This is a genomic window from Chromohalobacter beijerinckii (assembly GCF_023061185.1).
GTDB classification, from domain to species: Bacteria; Pseudomonadota; Gammaproteobacteria; order Pseudomonadales; family Halomonadaceae; genus Chromohalobacter; species Chromohalobacter beijerinckii.
On sequence record NZ_JAKGAK010000016.1, the window covers coordinates 31,162 to 46,152 of the forward strand.

Sequence of the window (14,991 nt, forward strand, 5' to 3'; positions counted from 1 at the left end):
CGGGCTATGGAGTGTCTTCCGACAAGAGGGAGCCGGAGAGGGCGCGTTTCACGGCGGCCTGGGCATGCAACGCCGTGGTGTCGTAGAGCGGTACCTGAGTGTCGGTTGCCTTGATCAACATGGCGATTTCGGTACAGCCGAGAATCACCGCCTGCGCGCCCCGCGCATGCAAGGCGTCGATCACGGCGAGAAATGCCTCTCGCGAGGCGGGTTCGATGCGCCCGAGGCACAGCTCCTCGAAAATCACCCGATGCACGTGTTCGCGCTGGGTGTCGTCGGGCACGATCACGTCGATACCGTAATGCTCGCTCAGGCGTTGCTTGTAGAAGTCCTGCTCCATGGTGAAGCGCGTGCCCAAGAGCCCGACTCGGGTGATGCCGTCGGCGACCAGGCTTTCGGCCGTGGCGTCGGCGATGTGCAACAGCGGGATGTCGATGGCCGCTTCCACCTGTGGCGCTACCTTGTGCATGGTGTTCGTGGCGATCAGCAGAAAATCCGCTCCGGCACGCTCGATCTGGCGCGCGGCGGCGGCCAGCGCCTCCCCGGCCGCGTCCCAGCGTCCGTCGCGCTGCAGGGTCTCGATCTCGGCGAAGTCGACGCTCACCATCGCGATCTTCGCCGAGTGAAAGCCGCCCAGCGCCTGTTTTACGCCGTCGTTCAGCGCCCGATAGTAGCTCTCGGTGGACTCCCAGCTCATTCCGCCGAGCAAACCGATGGTGCGCATGATGAACTCTCCTTGCGTGAAAAAGCGAAATAAAGCGCCGCGACGCGCGGTCGATCCACGAGGCGGATTGTCGCACCCCATCTTGCATCATAACGCTGCAGGCCGTCTCTGGCCCGGGTTGCGTGAAGAGCCCTCGCCCCCATCCGTGAACACGCGCGATCATTCGGCTGTGTAGGAAAGAGGGCTGCGATAGTATGGAATGCGTCTGACGACCCCACGGCCGAGTCCATGCCTTTTTCCCCGCGTACATCCATGCGTCGTTTTACCGCCTGGCTGAGCCTGTTCGCCATGCTGCTGGTGGTGTGCGGCCCGGTGGTCGGGCAGGCCAGTGCCTCCCTGCGGCACGATGCGATGCCTGCGCACGCCGAGGCCGGGCACGGTGATCACTCGCGGGACGGTCACGTCGCATCGGTCGGCCTGCACGATCAGTGCCCCTACTGCTCCCTATTCGGCCATTTCCCGGTCATCGAGGGGGCTTTCACCGCCTCGGTAGTGGACAACGCCGCCGTCATCGCGCCGCATGCGCCAAGAGTGCTCGCATCTCAGGCGGTGACGACCACCTTCCCCAACGCGCTGACCCGCGCTCCCCCGTTGGCGTGCCATCACGCATAAGCGGTCTCGACTTCGAACTTGGTGCGTTTGCACGCCGCGCCTGCGCCGGAGTCGTCGGCCACAGGATGGATTCGGCTACCGAACGGTAGCCATGGCACGCTACTCGGGGGCTTCATGTCTCGTACTTCTGCGCGTTCTTCACGTGACGCCAGCGACCTCTACCGGGCGGTCTGGCGCTGGCATTTCTACGCGGGTCTCATCGCGATTCCCTTTCTGATCTCGTTGGCGGTGACTGGCGGGCTCTACCTCTTCAAGGATGAGATCGACCAGTGGCTCAACGCGGACATCGTGCGCGTCGAGGCGCAATCGTCAGCGGCGGTGTCGCCGCAGCAACAATTGGATGCTGCCATGGCGGCGCATCCCGGCGAGGCGTTTCGTTACGTGCCTCCTGCTGCCTCCAACCTTGCCGCGGAGGTCGACATCACCACCGCCGACGGCAAGCAAGCCGTCTACGTCGATCCTTACACCGGCGAGGTCACCGGCACGATTCCCTATCGCGGCAGCGTGATGTGGATCGTGCGCACCATCCACAGCCTCAACTACTTCGGCGAGACGGCGAGCCTGATCATCGAGATCGTCGGTGGCTGGTCGATCCTGCTCGTGCTGACCGGGATCTATCTGTGGTGGCCGCGTGGCCGACGCGGCGGCGTGATATCGGTACGTGCGACCCCGTCGAAGCGAATGTTCTGGCGTGACCTTCACGCCGTCACCGGCATTTTCGTCGGGGGCTTCATTCTCTTTCTGGCGATTACCGGCATGCCGTGGTCCACGGTATGGGGCAGCAAGGTCAACGAACTCGCCAACGGTCACAACTTCGGCTATCCGGATGGCGTGCGCGTCAACGTGCCGGTCTCCGATGAACGCCTGGCGGAGCGGGAGACGACCACCTGGTCGCTGGAGCAGGCACGGCTGCCGGAATCGACGCCTGGACGCGAGGGCGCGCCGGGCATCGGCCTCAACGGCGCGGTGGCGGAATTCGATGAGCTGGGGCTGGCTCCCGGTTATGGCGTCAATCTGCCGAGCGGTCCTACCGGCGTCTATACCGGCTCGATCTACCCCGACGATCTTTCACGACAGCGGGTCGTGCATCTGGACCGGTATAGCGGCGAGCCACTGCTGGACATGAACTACGCCGACTACGGCCCGCTGGGCAAGTCGCTGGAGTGGGGCATCAACGTGCACATGGGTCAGCAATACGGACTCGCCAATCAGTTGATTCTGGCGCTGGCCTGCGCGGGGATCGTGCTGCTGTGCGTCTCGTCGGGCGTGATGTGGTGGAAGCGTCGACCGAGCGGCAAGCTGGGGATTCCCCCCGAACCCAAGGATCCCCGCCGCTTGCGCGGCGTGCTGGCGTTGCTCGCCATCGGTGGCGTGATCTTCCCGCTGGTGGGGGCCTCGATGATCGTCATGGCGGTGGTGGATGCGCTGGTGCGACGTCGCGGCGCCAGACGCGCCGCGACGACCGCCTAGCCAGGCAGTCGCCGATGACCGTTGCGCCCGCCCGTCTCACGCGGGGGCGGGCGCGGCCGTCATTCATTTCATCTCGAAGCCGCGCGAGACGAGGAAGTCACGCATGTGCGGGCGCACCTTGTGCTCGAACAGCGGGGTGAGGTTCTGCGACCAGGTGGTGTCTTTTTGCGTGTTGCTGCGCGCTTGGTAGTACTCGCGCATGGAAGCGTCGAAGGCGTCGACCTGGGCCTGATCGTCGCGGTAGTAGTCTTCCTTGAGGATGGCCTCGACCGGGAGGCGCGGTTTGACTTCCGAGGTCTGATCCGGATAACCGAGGCACAGGCCGAAGACCGGATAGACGTGCTCGGGCAGGCGCAGCAGGTCGCTCACGGCCTGCGGGTTATTGCGAATGCCGCCGATGTAGCAGATGCCCAGTCCTTCGGATTCGGCGGCCACGACGACGTTCTGCGCCATGAGCGCGGTGTCCACGCTGGCGACCAGCAACTGTTCGGTCATGCCGCGGGTGGCGTTGGCGCCAGCGCGTTCGGCGGCCTCGGCGGGGCGCTTCATGTCGGCGCAGAACACCAGGAAATCGGAACAGGTGGCGATGTAGTCTTGTCCGCCCGCCAGTTCGGCGAGGGTCTCGCGGTTGGCCGGATTCTTCACGTGGATGACGCTGTAGGCCTGAACATGGCTGGACGTCGCGGCGCTTTGCCCGGCCTGGATGAGTTCCCGCAGCAGTTCAGGCGCGATCTTGCGATCGGTGAAGCGGCGGATCGAGCGGTGGGCGTTGAGCAGTTCGATGACGGGATTCATGCAACCTCGTGTCGGATAATTTAATTAGTTTGCTAATTAGTGTACCGCATGTCTTCGTCCTCGCTCAACCGGGAATGGCCGCGTCATGTTCCCCGCCAGCAAAGGGAATTATCCTGAGGTAGTGATGCTATCTCACTGGCCATGGATCGATGCGATGAATGCTACTACTGCCAGCCGCCCTACCACCTTGTCTGCCGCCTGGAGCCTATGGACGCTGCTGCTCGGCGTAGGGCTTCTGATGATGGGCAATGGCCTGCAAGGCTCGCTACTCGGGGTGCGGGCCTCGGCGGCGGATTTCGGCAACACGGTCACGGGACTGGTGATGTCGTCCTACTTCGTGGGCTTTCTGGTCGGCTCGGTGCTGACGCCCCGCAAGCTGCGCGAGGTCGGGCACGTGCGGGTCTTCGCCGCGCTGGCCTCGATCACTTCGGTGGCGATCCTGATTCACGCCCTGTTCGTCGAGCCCCTGGTGTGGGCGGCCATGCGCTTCGTCACCGGCTTTACGTACGCCGGGCTCTACGTCGTCGCCGAAAGCTGGTTGAACGGTTATGCCTCCAACCGGCTGCGCGGGCGCCTGCTGGCGATCTACATGGTGATCAGCTATCTCGGCATGGGCGGTGGGCAACTGCTGCTGGGCAGTGCCGACCCCTCGGGCATGGCGTTGTTCCTGCTGGTGTCGATCCTGGTCTCGCTCGCCCTGGTGCCGATCTTGATCAGCTACACGCCGCAGCCCGAGCTCAGTCAGCCCGAGGCGATGAGCCTGCGCGCGTTATATCGGCTCTCGCCGCTGGGCACGGTAGGCTGCTTCATGACCGGCATCACCAACGGTGCCGTGTTCGGCATGGGGGCGGTGTTCGCCACCAATAGCGGCTTGAGCGTTGCCCAGGTCTCGATCTTCATGAGCGCCTTCATCTTCGGTGGTGCGATCCTGCAGTGGCCGCTGGGCAAGCTGTCCGACAAGGCCGACCGGCAGTGGGTGATCGTCGGCGTCGCCCTGGTCGCGGTGGTGCTGGCGCTGGTCGGTGCGCTCGTCAGCGGCTGGTCGCCGATGGCATTGACGCTGCTCGGGGCGTTGCTGGGTGCGACGACGCTCACGCTCTATTCGATCTTTCTGGCCTGCGCCAATGACTTCCTGACCGATCAGCAGACCGTGGCGGCCAGTGCGAGCCTCGTCCTGGCGTTGGGCATCGGTGCAATTCTGGGACCGGCCAGCGCCGGGGTGCTGATGGAATGGCTGGGGCCGGATGGTTTCCTGTGGGACCTGGCCGTCATGCATATCGTCATGGTGCTGTTCGGGCTTTACTGCATTCGCTATTACCCCACCAGCGAATCGCCCGAGCAGGGCCACTACGTGATGGTGGCCTCGGACACCACGCCGCTGGGCACGGCCTGGACGGAAGAAGCCGCGCAGGAAGAAGGCCAACTGGAACTGGCGCTGGAAATGGAGGCGGAACCGGAAGCCGAGACCGATGATGAAACGTCAGCGGGCCGCTGAGTGCCCCGCTGACGCGATCAATCCACTACAGGGGCAAATCGAGCCTCAAATACTGACCAGCGATTCCCACCAGCGGGTGAGGGTGCGTTGCCAACCGGGGGTGTCGTTGGCGTCCTCGCGGGTCTCGTTGAGGTAGACCGTGGCGGTGAGTCCGGCGGAGAGTTTGACGTCGTCGGGCAGGTGGTCGAACTCGATGCGTACGGGAATGCGCTGCGAGAGTCGCACCCAGTCGAACGAGGCATGCACTGCGGCGAGTCCGCTGTTCTGGTTGCTCAGGCTGTTGTCGGAGATGCCGCGTGCGTAGCTGTCGACGTGCCCCCAGATGGGGGTGTCATTAGACATCAGTTTTACCCGGGCCGGGGCACCGATGTGTACGTCGTCAAGCTTGGTTTCCTCGAAATAGCCCAGTGCATAGAAGCTATTGGCGTCGACCAGCGTCAGCGCATCCTCGCCTGCCGAGACGTATTGTCCCGGGCGTAGCAGCAGGTTGGTGACATAGCCATCTACCGGCGCCCGGACGGTAGCGCGCTTGAGGTCCAACTGCGCTTGCTCGACCTCGACTTTGGCCTGCTCGACCTCGGCCTGGGCGGTTGCCAGGGAGAAGCGCGCATCGTCCTTGTTCTCTTGGGAGACATAGTCCTTGAGCTTCTGGCGGCGGGCATTGGCCGCGCGGGCCTCGTCGCGCTGCTGCTGTAGGCGGTTCAGGTTGGCGCGCGCGTTGTCCAGCGCCAACTGATAGCGCTGGCGATCGATGGTGAACAATACCTCGCCGGCCTCGACGTAGTCGTTGTCCTCAGCTTGCAAGTTCTCGACCAGGCCGGCGACATCGGTGCCCAGATTGACCACATCGGCCCGGATGCGACCATCGCGTGTCCAGGGGTCGTGCATGTAGTGCTGCCAGATCTGCGCGATGGCGACGACGGCCAGGGCGAGTATCACGAGAGTCAGCAGCGGTCGCATGATCTTGCGAACGCTTGCGGGTAGGGTCATAACCTCATCCTTCCTTTGGAGGCGCGATCGGTAGGGCGCCGGCGAGGGCGAGCACCGACCACAACAACAGGGCGTAGAGTGCGATGTCCACGAGCACCGGTTGCCAGAACCAGTGATAGACACCCAGGCGCGTGAACACGCGCCGCAGCAGTAGATAGAGGCCGAGCGTGACGAGAACGGGAACGGCCAGTGGCGGTATCAGAAAACCGAGAAACGTCCATTCAGCGAACATGTGGCGTCTCCTGCCGGATGGGCGCCTCGTGGCGGTCGTGCGAGGCGGTTTGGGGCGCGTCGTCGGCTTGGGCCTCCAACGTGACGCCGGGCGCCTCACGCATGAGATGCCCCAGCATGGCGATTTCCCCCGCCGTGGCGACGGAGAGCTGGGGCGCGTGATAAAAGCGATCGACCCAGTCGCGGGCCTGATCGGCAAGCTCGTGCCAGACCTCGGGCGAGTGGTGTCGCCGCGCGACCAGGCGCTGGCCGATATCGTCCAACCAGGCCTCGAGCTCCCGGCGATGCGGCGCGAGATCCTCGCGCAGCCGCCGGATGCGCCACACGCACAAGGCGAGGGCATGCAGGTCGACGGCTTCGCGCAGCGTGTCATCCGTACCGCCTAAAGCGACGATGCGCCCTAGCCGGTCGTAGAGGCGGCTTTCCAGACGCGCCCGATTGGGTAACGCGGGCTCGCGCATCAAGCGCGCCACGCCTTGCCAATAGGCGCCGAGCAGGGTGCGGATACGCTCGGCGGGCGAGCGCTGGCGCATCAGTGCATAGGTGAACATCGCCGTGGTGGTGCCGATCACCGAGGCGAGACCGCCGTTGATGTAGGTCGCGGGCGCGAAGCTGTAAGTGCTGTGCAGATTCAAAAGCGTCATTAGCGTGACGGCCCCGGAGAGCCCCATGGCTGCCCAGCGGGGACGCGTCGTGAGCAGCGTGCCGACCATCACCGGGATGCCGATGGCGATGGCCAGCAGCGGAAAGCCACTAATGATTGGGAAGATCAGAAACAGCAGTATGCCGCCCAGCGTGACGGCGGCGAGCGTGCCCCACAGGAACTGGTAGACCACCGCGGCGGGGTTGGGCGCCTTGGCGAACAGCATGGTGAAAACGCCCAGCAGCATCATCGCCAGATAGCCGGATTGCCAACCGCTGTGTATCCAGAACAGGCCCAGCAACTCGAAGGCGACGAAGACGCGCAGGGCGTTGAAGCGGGCGACGAAGTGCTCGTTGTGCGTGGTGCGGGTACGCTTTTCTCGCGGCAAGGTGTGCACCTTGGCCGAGGCCGGGTCGTTCAGTGCATGGCGCAGGCGCCGGCCGTGCTGGAGCAGGCCGAGCACCTCCCCGAGACGTTGGCGGACCAGCTCGGCGCGCACCCGGCTGCGGGGGCTCACGCGCTCCGGGTCCCACGCGAAATCCGGCAGCGTCAGTTTTTCCAGCGGCTCGCCGGCCGGCTGTTCGGCGATGGTGGCAAGCAGCGGCGCGGCATGCGCGTTCAATTGCGCCAGCCAGTGCTCGCCGTCCTCGCAGGCGCGCAGGTAGTCGAGGGCGGTTTCCAGTTCGCGGATGGCCGTGATCAGCGCCAGGCTGTCACTGGCGAAGCGGTCCAGCGCGGGAATGAAACGACTCAAGCGCCGGGTTTCCAGGCGGGTGAGACCGCGTAGCTTCTCGAACTGCTGATAGTCGCCGAGCAGCGCCTTGAGACGTGCGTCCTGCGTCGCGCGGGGGCGTGGGCTGTCCAGGGTGGCCAGGGTTTCCTCGGCGGCGCGTTTCAGGAATCCGGAGAGCGCCTCGGGGAGCGCCCGGCTCCCGAAACGCGGTGCGATGAGCAGGTGCATCAAGACGCCGCAGCCGATGCCCAGTGCGGTTTCCGTAAAGCGCCCCAGCGCGATGGTCCAGATGTCCTCGACTCCCGTACCGAGGGCGGTCAACGACACCAGCGTGGCGGTATACCCGCTGAGCATCATCACGTAGCCCAGGTATTCGTCCTGCTCGAGCATCACCCAATACATGCAGAACGCCAGCCAGGCGCCGGAGAACAGCAGATATAACATCGGCTGCTGGCCGAAGAACGCGATCAGTACCAAGCCGGCGATGGCGCCGAACAGGGTGCCGAAGAAGCGTGCCACGCCACGCCCGATGATGATGCCGATGGGCGGCGTGCCGCCGGTGAACATTACCGGCTGCAGGGTGACGATCATCACCGCGAGGATGGCCCAGGCGGGCTGGTACAAGTCCAGCCGCAACGCCAGGAACAGTGCCAGCCAGACGGCCAGTACCGTGCGTAACGCCAATAGCCAATGATCGGTGGAAATGCGCAGCATAACGATATCCGGCCCCGGCCGAGCGGCCGAGGCGATCAGGGAAAAGGTCAGATAAATATTAGTCTGCGAATTATCTCAGTCCGTGCGACATTTGTCTAATGGGTCAGGCTCACGGTAGCCGGCGCCCCCTGGAAATTTCATCCAGCGCCCTCATCTTTCTTCCTAATCAGACACCGACTCATATTCCCGCGATCAGGAGGACGCCATGAGCTTCCAAGGCGAACAGTATCCCGGCGTGCAGACGCCGTCGGCCGAAACGCAGGGCTTTCGCTTCAATCACACCATGCTGCGGGTGAAGGACCCTGAGCGCTCGCTGGCCTTCTATTCGCGGGTCTTCGGCATGCGCGTGCTGCGCAAGCTCGACTTCCCGGAAATGCAGTTCACGCTCTACTTCCTCGCCAATCTCGGCGATGACGAGGACGTGCCGGAGGATCCGGCCGAGCGCAACGCCTATACCTTCGCGCAGAAGGGCATTCTCGAGCTGACCCACAATTGGGGCACCGAAGACCAGGAAGGTTTCGCCTACCACGACGGTAACGCCGAGCCCCAGGGTTTCGGGCATATCTGCTTCTCGGTGCCGGATCTTCCCGCTGCGGTGGCGTGGTTCGACGCCAACCAGGTCGAATTCAAGAAGCGCCCGGAAGACGGCAAGATGAAGGACGTTGCCTTCGTTAAAGACCCCGATGGCTATTGGATCGAGGTCGTTCAGCCTGAGCTTTCCAAAGGCTTGGGGCAGTAAGCCACGCGGTCGCATGAACCTGAAAACCCGATGCCAACGCATCGGGTTTTTTATATGCTAAGGAATGTGGATGGCGGAGATATTACGTTGAAAGTACGCAAGAGGCGCTTGATGCGGGAACCGTTTGCCTCGGGTAACGTCTGATGAAGGTGTTTGGCAAGGAACTCCCACCTTCTTGGTAGAGAAGCCCTATGATGGATCGACGGACCTTACTCAAGCGCTCGCTGGCCTTGGCGGCCTTTTATGGACTGCCCGCCGCGCCGCTGCTGGCGGCGACGCGCGACATGCCCGAGATCGCCGATGGCGAGCCCAGCGACTTCAGCTTCGAATGGTTGCAGCGCCTGGCCAAGGAAATGGCCAATTCCAGCTATCAAAACAACGTACGCGAGTTGCCCCCTACGCTCGCGAATATGACCCCGCAGGATTACAACGCCATCGGCTACGATGCCGGGCACTCGCTGTGGCATGACCTGGATGGCAAGCTCGACGTGCAGTTCTTCCACGTCGGCATGGGCTTCAATCAACCTGTGCGCATGTACGCCCTCGACCCGGATTCCCGACGCGCTCGCGAGATCCACTTCGATCCGTCGCTATTCCGTTATGACAAGGCAGACGTCGACGTCTCTCAGTTCGAGGACGAAGAGACGCTGGGTTTTGCCGGTTTCCGTGTCTTCAAAGCGCCTTCGCTCACCGAGCGCGATATCGTCTCCTTTTTGGGGGCAAGTTATTTCCGCGCCGTGGATGACACCTACCAATACGGTATTTCGGCACGCGGTCTGGCGGTCAATACCTTTGCCGAATCAACGAAGGAAGAATTCCCCACCTACACGCGCTTCTGGCTGGAGACGCCGGCCCAGGATAGCACCACCTTTACCGCCTATGCCCTGCTCGACTCGCCCAAGGTGGCCGGTGCCTATCGCTTCGTCATCCACTGCGAGGCAGAGCGCGTGGTCATGGAGATCGACAAGCACCTCTATCCGCGTGAGGCTATCGAACAGTTGGGAATCGCGCCGATGACCAGCATGTTCAGTTGCGGCACGCACCAGCGACGCATGTGCGACACCATTCATCCGCAGATTCACGATTCCGACCGTTTGACGATGTGGCGCGGTAACGGTGAATGGGTCTGCCGGCCGCTCAACAATCCGCCGGTATTGCAGTACAACGCCTTCGCCGACGATGCACCCAAAGGCTTCGGGTTGTTGCAGACCGAGCGTGATTTCGACGCCTATGAAGATGTAATCGGCAATTACCATGAGCGTCCCAGTCTCTGGGTCGAGCCACGAAATGACTGGGGGGCGGGCGAACTTCAGATGATGGAGATCCCCACCACTGGCGAAACCATGGACAACGTAGTGGCGTTCTGGAAACCCAGCAAAGCCGTCGAGCCGGGGGATTCATTGAATTTCGCGTACCGTCTTTACTGGAGTGCACAGCCGCCGGTCACCACGGATCTTGCGCGTATACGCGCAACCCGCAGCGGCATGGGGGGCTTCACCGAAGGCTGGGCGCCCGGCGAGCACTATCCTGAGGAGTGGGCGCGGCGCTTCGCGGTGGATTACGTGGGCGGCGACATCCTGCGTATTGCCAAGAATGGGCCCCCGATCATGGCGCAGCTGGAAGTATCGCGCGGCAAGACGAGCGACATTCAGATTTTCCAGGTCGAAGAGTTCGAGGGTATCCGTGTGATTTTCGACTGGTATCCCACGGAGGATTCGGTCGATCCCATCGACATGAGAATGGTCCTTGAAGGCGACGGCGACACTCTGAGCGAAACTTGGCTCTATCAGTACTTCCCGCCACCCCCGGATCAGCGCGAGCACCCGCCGCATCCGCTCGATGACTGATCGTTCGACATCGCCGAGGGGGTGGTCGTCTAGAAATCGCACTCACATAAAATAGTGTTATCATGCTGGCCGCTCCCAATAAAAACCAATTAGGCAAGGAGAACTGGCATGAACGCATCACCCTCTCTGGCTACCCGCAGTACGCGTGCCGTACTGCTCGGCGCTTGTCTGGCCGCCGCCCCGCTGGGGATGGCGCAGGCTCAGGACGATACCACCGAGGTGCGCTTTTCGGTGCCGCCGTGGCCGGGGGTCACGGTAAAGACCGAACTCGCCGCGCAACTGCTGGAAACGCTGGGGTACTCCCCGCAGCAGGAACAGCTCGGCACCACCATCACCTATCAGGCGCTCAACGAAAATGAGCTCGACGCCTTCCTGGCGGGCTGGTTGCCAGCGCAACAAGGCATGTACGACACCGCCATGGAAAAAGGCACTTTGGTTGATCTGGGCAATAACGTCGACGGCGCACGCATCGGCTTCGCGGTGCCGCGTTATGTGGCCGAGGCCGGCGTGACCTCCGCCGAGGATCTCGACACGCCGGAAAACGCTGAGCGTTTCGGCCGCACGGTGTATTCCATCGAGACCGGCACGGGTATGAGCGAACAGCTCAACGCCGGCGTCGACAGCGACACATACGGCCTGGGCGACTGGGAACTATCAGAGACCTCCACACCGGGCATGCTGGGCGCCGCCGATAGCGCTATCAACAACCAGGAGTGGATCGTCTTCGCCGGTTGGACGCCGCACTGGATGAACATCAAGTATGACCTCGCCTACCTCGATGACCCCAAAGATCTATGGGGTGAAGACGGCGGCCGCAGCGATGTGCGCACCTTGGTCACGAAGGAATTTTCCGAGGCGCACCCCAACGCCACCAAGTTGCTCGATCAGTTGGACTTCACCGCCGACGACCAGAGCGACATGATCCGCCGCTACGATCAGGACGAAATGCCCAAGGACGAAGCCGCCATCGCCTGGATGCACGATAACGCCGACAAGGTGGAAGGCTTCCTGGATGGCGTCACCACTCGCGACGGCGAGCCCGCCTGGCCGGTGGTGAAAAAAGCGTTCGATCTTTAATCACGCGTGACAAAATGCGACACGCAAAAGGGCGGTGCCACGGCATCGCCCTTTTGCGTTTTCGGGATGGGCTTAGTCGTCGAGGGCTTGCGTCAGCTTATCGACGTTGTGCTTGAACATGCCGAGGTAAGTGCTGGCCTCGCCGTCGCTGGCCAGGGCGCCGGCGTAGAGCGTGCCGCCGATGGCGACGCCGGTTTCGTCCGCGAGTTGTTCGAGTAAGGCGGGGCTGGTCATGTTTTCCAGGAACAGCGCCTTGACGTCGCGTTTCTGGATTTGTTCGATCAGTTTGGCCATATCGGCGGCGCTGGGCTCGGCGGCCGTGGAAAGGCCTACTGGGGAGAGAACGTCCAGCCCATAGGCGTTGGCGAAATAGCCGAAGGCATCGTGGTTGGTGATCAGCACGCGATTGGCCTCGGGAATCTCGCCGATCCGCTGGTGCACCTTGGCATCCAAGGCGTCGATGGCCTCGATGTATTGCCCGGCATTGTCCCGATAGTCAGCAGCGTGCGCGGGGTCCGCTTCGACGAGCGCGTCGCGGATGTTCTCCACGTACTGCTTGCCGTTTTGCAGGTCCTGCCAGGCATGCGGGTCTTCCGGGCCATGATCGTCGCCATGGCTATGATCGTGGTCATGGTCATGGTCATGGTCGTGGCCGGTATCATGGTCGTGCCCATGCCCTTCATGGCCATGGTCGTGTGCCGTACGCTCTTCGTCGAAGCTCAGGGCGTCGATGCCTTGGCTGGCGACAACGATCGGCCCCTCATAGCCGCTGGCTTCCACCAGGCGGTCCAGCCAGCCTTCGAAATGCAGGCCGTTGACGACGAACAGATCCGCCTCACCGACGGCGCGGGCATCGGTAGGGCTGGGCGAGAAGACGTGGGCGTCGCCGTCCGGGCCGACCAGCGTGGTGACGTCGACATGCTCACCGCCGACTTCCTCGACCATATCACCGAGAATGCTGAAGCTGGCGACCACATTCATCGGCGCCTCGGCGCGCGCTGTGCTGGAAAGCGTCAGGGCGGCGGCGCCGAGGAGTAACGTCAAAGACTTGGACATGCAGATTCCCTCTTGTCGATAAATAAGCCGGTCGGGCGTAAGGCGCTCATTACGGCGTACAAGTGTTCTCGTCTGTTTCCAACGGTGTGGCGCGACGGCGCAGACGTGCCAGCAGGCTGCCGTGGTGACCGCATAGCGCAGAGGCGAGATAGGCAATGCCGGCGACTAGGATGATGCATGGGCCGGAGGGCAGGCCCAGATGGTATGAGACCAGCAAGCCGCCGGTGCTCGAGACCATGGCGATGAGGATCGCCAGCCCGATCAAGCCCTCGAGCCGTTGCGACCAGAAGCGCGCAGTGGTGGCGGGCAGCATCATCAGTCCCACCGCCATTAGCGTACCCAGCGTCTGAAACCCAGCCGTCAGGTTGAGCACCATCAGTCCCAGGAAAACGCCGTGTACCAAGCCGCCACGAATGCCCTGGCCGCGCAGGAAGAGCGGATCGAGGCATTCGACCACCAGCACACGAAAGATCAGTGCCATGACCAGCAGTGTGGCGCTGGCCACCGAGGCGATCAGCCATAGCGCGGTGTCATCGATGGCAAGGATCGAGCCGAACAGCACGTGGGTGAGATCGACGCTACTACCGCGCAGCGAGACCAGCATCACCCCCAGCGCCAGGGAAATCAGATAGAAACTGGCCATCGCTGAGTCTTCGCGGTGGCCGGTCATGCGCGACACGCTGCCCGCCAAACCGGCCACCAACAAGCCCGCGACCAGGCCGCCGAGGCTCATCGCGGGCAGCGAGAAGCCCGCCAGCACGAAGCCCAGTGCCACGCCTGGCAGTACCGCGTGGGCCATGGCGTCGCCCACCAAGCTCATGCCGCGCAGCATCAGGAACACGCCCAGCGGGGGTGCGGCCAACGACAGCGCCAAACCGCCGACCAGGGCGCGGCGCATGAAAGCGTAGTCGGTCAGCGGGGCGACGAGCCACGCATCCAGCGTGGTCAATAGGTCGAGCATGGCGGGACATCCGGCAAATTCAGAGAAATAAAGGGCGCATGGGCATGGCGACGCGCCGGTGCATGATGGCGTTCGAGCAGCGTCTCGGGTTCGACCCACTGGCCGTGTCCGCCAGCCAGCAACAAGACGCAATTGGCCAACTGCGCCAATTGTTCCATGTCATGCAAAACCACGATCACCGTGGCGCCAGCACTGGCCATCTCGCGTAGGGTGTCGCAGAGGATTTCCACGGTATGCGTATCGACGTTGGCGAACGGCTCGTCGAGGAGCAGCAATTCCGCCTCCTGCATCAGCGTGCGACCGAGTAGCGCCCGCTGACGCTGGCCGCCGGAAAGCTCACCGAGCGGACGGTGTGCCAGGCCGCTCAGCCCCAGGCGCTGCATGATGGTGTGCATGCGCCGGTAATCCTGCGGCCCGTAGCGCTTGAAGGTGCCATGAGTGGGCCAGCAGCCACTGAGCATCAACTCTTCGACACTCATCGGAAAGGTCAAATCCAACGCCAGTTGCTGCGGTAGCCAGGCGCGGCGCTCCTTGGGCATGGAACAATGCACCTGGCCGGAAAGCGGCGACAGCAATCCCATGATGGCCTGGATCAAGGTGCTCTTGCCGGCCCCGTTAGCGCCGACCAGCGCGGTGATCGCGCCATCCTCGAATGTCCCGCTGATATTCTCCAGCACCGTGCGCCCGCCTTGAGCGAGGGTCAGCGCCTCGAGGCTCAAGCGACTCATGCAAAGACTCCCATGGCCCACGCCACGGCCAACCACAACAGGCCCAGCGGCAGCAGTGCCAAAAGCACGCGGCGCCCGGCGCCCATCGACATCAGTGAAAAGTGACAAGGCCCATCCGGGCGGTGACGATGTGACATAACAACTCCTTTGAATGCCGAGGAGGTTATAACATAACA

Annotated in this window: 15 protein-coding genes; 6 read left to right on the forward strand and 9 right to left on the reverse strand. The window is 63.1% G+C overall.

Annotated features, from left to right (window positions below; all coding sequences use genetic code 11):
• Positions 1-4 precede the first annotated feature (4 nt).
• Positions 5-724 (reverse strand): aspartate/glutamate racemase family protein, encoded by a 720-nt coding sequence (locus L1075_RS12135; RefSeq protein WP_246894969.1) that lies wholly within the window; start codon positions 722-724, stop codon positions 5-7.
• A 252-nt stretch (positions 725-976) separates the two neighbouring features.
• On the opposite strand from L1075_RS12135, the gene L1075_RS12140 reads away from it, so the two are divergent.
• Together L1075_RS12140 and L1075_RS12145 are read left to right on the forward strand one after the other, a co-directional pair.
• Complete coding sequence (locus L1075_RS12140; RefSeq protein WP_246894970.1) at positions 977-1,336, forward strand: DUF2946 domain-containing protein; 360 nt, start codon at positions 977-979, stop codon at positions 1,334-1,336.
• Positions 1,337-1,450: 114 nt separating this feature from the next.
• On the forward strand, positions 1,451-2,806 hold the full coding sequence (locus tag L1075_RS12145; protein WP_246942055.1) for a PepSY-associated TM helix domain-containing protein: 1,356 nt from the start codon (positions 1,451-1,453) through the stop codon (positions 2,804-2,806).
• 63 nt (positions 2,807-2,869) lie between these two features.
• Here the strand turns inward: L1075_RS12145 and nfsA are convergent, their stop codons facing one another.
• Positions 2,870-3,601 carry an oxygen-insensitive NADPH nitroreductase gene (gene nfsA, locus L1075_RS12150; RefSeq protein WP_246942057.1) on the reverse strand — a complete coding sequence of 244 codons (732 nt, stop codon included), beginning with the start codon at positions 3,599-3,601 and terminating at the stop codon, positions 2,870-2,872.
• 154 nt (positions 3,602-3,755) lie between these two features.
• On the opposite strand from nfsA, the gene L1075_RS12155 reads away from it, so the two are divergent.
• On the forward strand, positions 3,756-5,096 hold the full coding sequence (locus L1075_RS12155) for an MFS transporter (RefSeq protein ID WP_246942059.1): 1,341 nt from the start codon (positions 3,756-3,758) through the stop codon (positions 5,094-5,096).
• A gap of 45 nt (positions 5,097-5,141) precedes the next feature.
• Here the strand turns inward: L1075_RS12155 and L1075_RS12160 are convergent, their stop codons facing one another.
• Genes L1075_RS12160 through L1075_RS12170 form a run of 3 tightly spaced genes read right to left on the reverse strand, consistent with a single transcriptional unit; the run spans position 5,142 to position 8,407 of the window.
• On the reverse strand, positions 5,142-6,086 hold the full coding sequence (locus L1075_RS12160; RefSeq protein WP_040240703.1) for an efflux RND transporter periplasmic adaptor subunit: 945 nt from the start codon (positions 6,084-6,086) through the stop codon (positions 5,142-5,144).
• Between the two features lie 4 nt (positions 6,087-6,090).
• Complete coding sequence (locus L1075_RS12165) at positions 6,091-6,318, reverse strand: DUF1656 domain-containing protein (protein ID WP_040240705.1); 228 nt, start codon at positions 6,316-6,318, stop codon at positions 6,091-6,093.
• On the reverse strand, positions 6,308-8,407 hold the full coding sequence (locus L1075_RS12170) for an FUSC family protein (RefSeq protein ID WP_040240707.1): 2,100 nt from the start codon (positions 8,405-8,407) through the stop codon (positions 6,308-6,310). The genes L1075_RS12165 and L1075_RS12170 overlap by 11 nt, the downstream gene beginning before the upstream one ends.
• Positions 8,408-8,612: 205 nt before the next feature.
• Between L1075_RS12170 and gloA the strand changes: the two genes are divergently transcribed.
• The 3 genes from gloA (at position 8,613) to L1075_RS12185 (ending at position 12,070) form a co-directional block, all read left to right on the forward strand.
• Positions 8,613-9,146 (forward strand): lactoylglutathione lyase, encoded by a 534-nt coding sequence (gene gloA, locus L1075_RS12175; protein ID WP_075370306.1) that lies wholly within the window; start codon positions 8,613-8,615, stop codon positions 9,144-9,146.
• A 191-nt stretch (positions 9,147-9,337) separates the two neighbouring features.
• Complete coding sequence (locus L1075_RS12180; protein ID WP_281504169.1) at positions 9,338-10,993, forward strand: OpgD/OpgG family glucan biosynthesis protein; 1,656 nt, start codon at positions 9,338-9,340, stop codon at positions 10,991-10,993.
• Between the two features lie 108 nt (positions 10,994-11,101).
• On the forward strand, positions 11,102-12,070 hold the full coding sequence (locus tag L1075_RS12185; RefSeq protein WP_246942060.1) for an ABC transporter substrate-binding protein: 969 nt from the start codon (positions 11,102-11,104) through the stop codon (positions 12,068-12,070).
• Between the two features lie 72 nt (positions 12,071-12,142).
• Here the strand turns inward: L1075_RS12185 and L1075_RS12190 are convergent, their stop codons facing one another.
• From L1075_RS12190 to L1075_RS12205, 4 genes are read right to left on the reverse strand one after another with little or no spacing between them, the layout of a single operon-like run.
• The gene (locus L1075_RS12190) at positions 12,143-13,126 is read right to left on the reverse strand and encodes a metal ABC transporter substrate-binding protein (protein WP_246942062.1); all 984 of its coding nucleotides are present in this window, start codon (positions 13,124-13,126) and stop codon (positions 12,143-12,145) included.
• A gap of 49 nt (positions 13,127-13,175) precedes the next feature.
• Complete coding sequence (locus L1075_RS12195; RefSeq protein WP_246942064.1) at positions 13,176-14,087, reverse strand: metal ABC transporter permease; 912 nt, start codon at positions 14,085-14,087, stop codon at positions 13,176-13,178.
• The gene (locus tag L1075_RS12200) at positions 14,072-14,815 is read right to left on the reverse strand and encodes a metal ABC transporter ATP-binding protein (protein WP_040240732.1); all 744 of its coding nucleotides are present in this window, start codon (positions 14,813-14,815) and stop codon (positions 14,072-14,074) included. The genes L1075_RS12195 and L1075_RS12200 overlap by 16 nt, the downstream gene beginning before the upstream one ends.
• On the reverse strand, positions 14,812-14,952 hold the full coding sequence (locus tag L1075_RS12205) for a hypothetical protein (protein ID WP_175575924.1): 141 nt from the start codon (positions 14,950-14,952) through the stop codon (positions 14,812-14,814). Before L1075_RS12205 ends, L1075_RS12200 begins: the two co-directional genes overlap by 4 nt.
• Positions 14,953-14,991 lie beyond the last annotated feature (39 nt).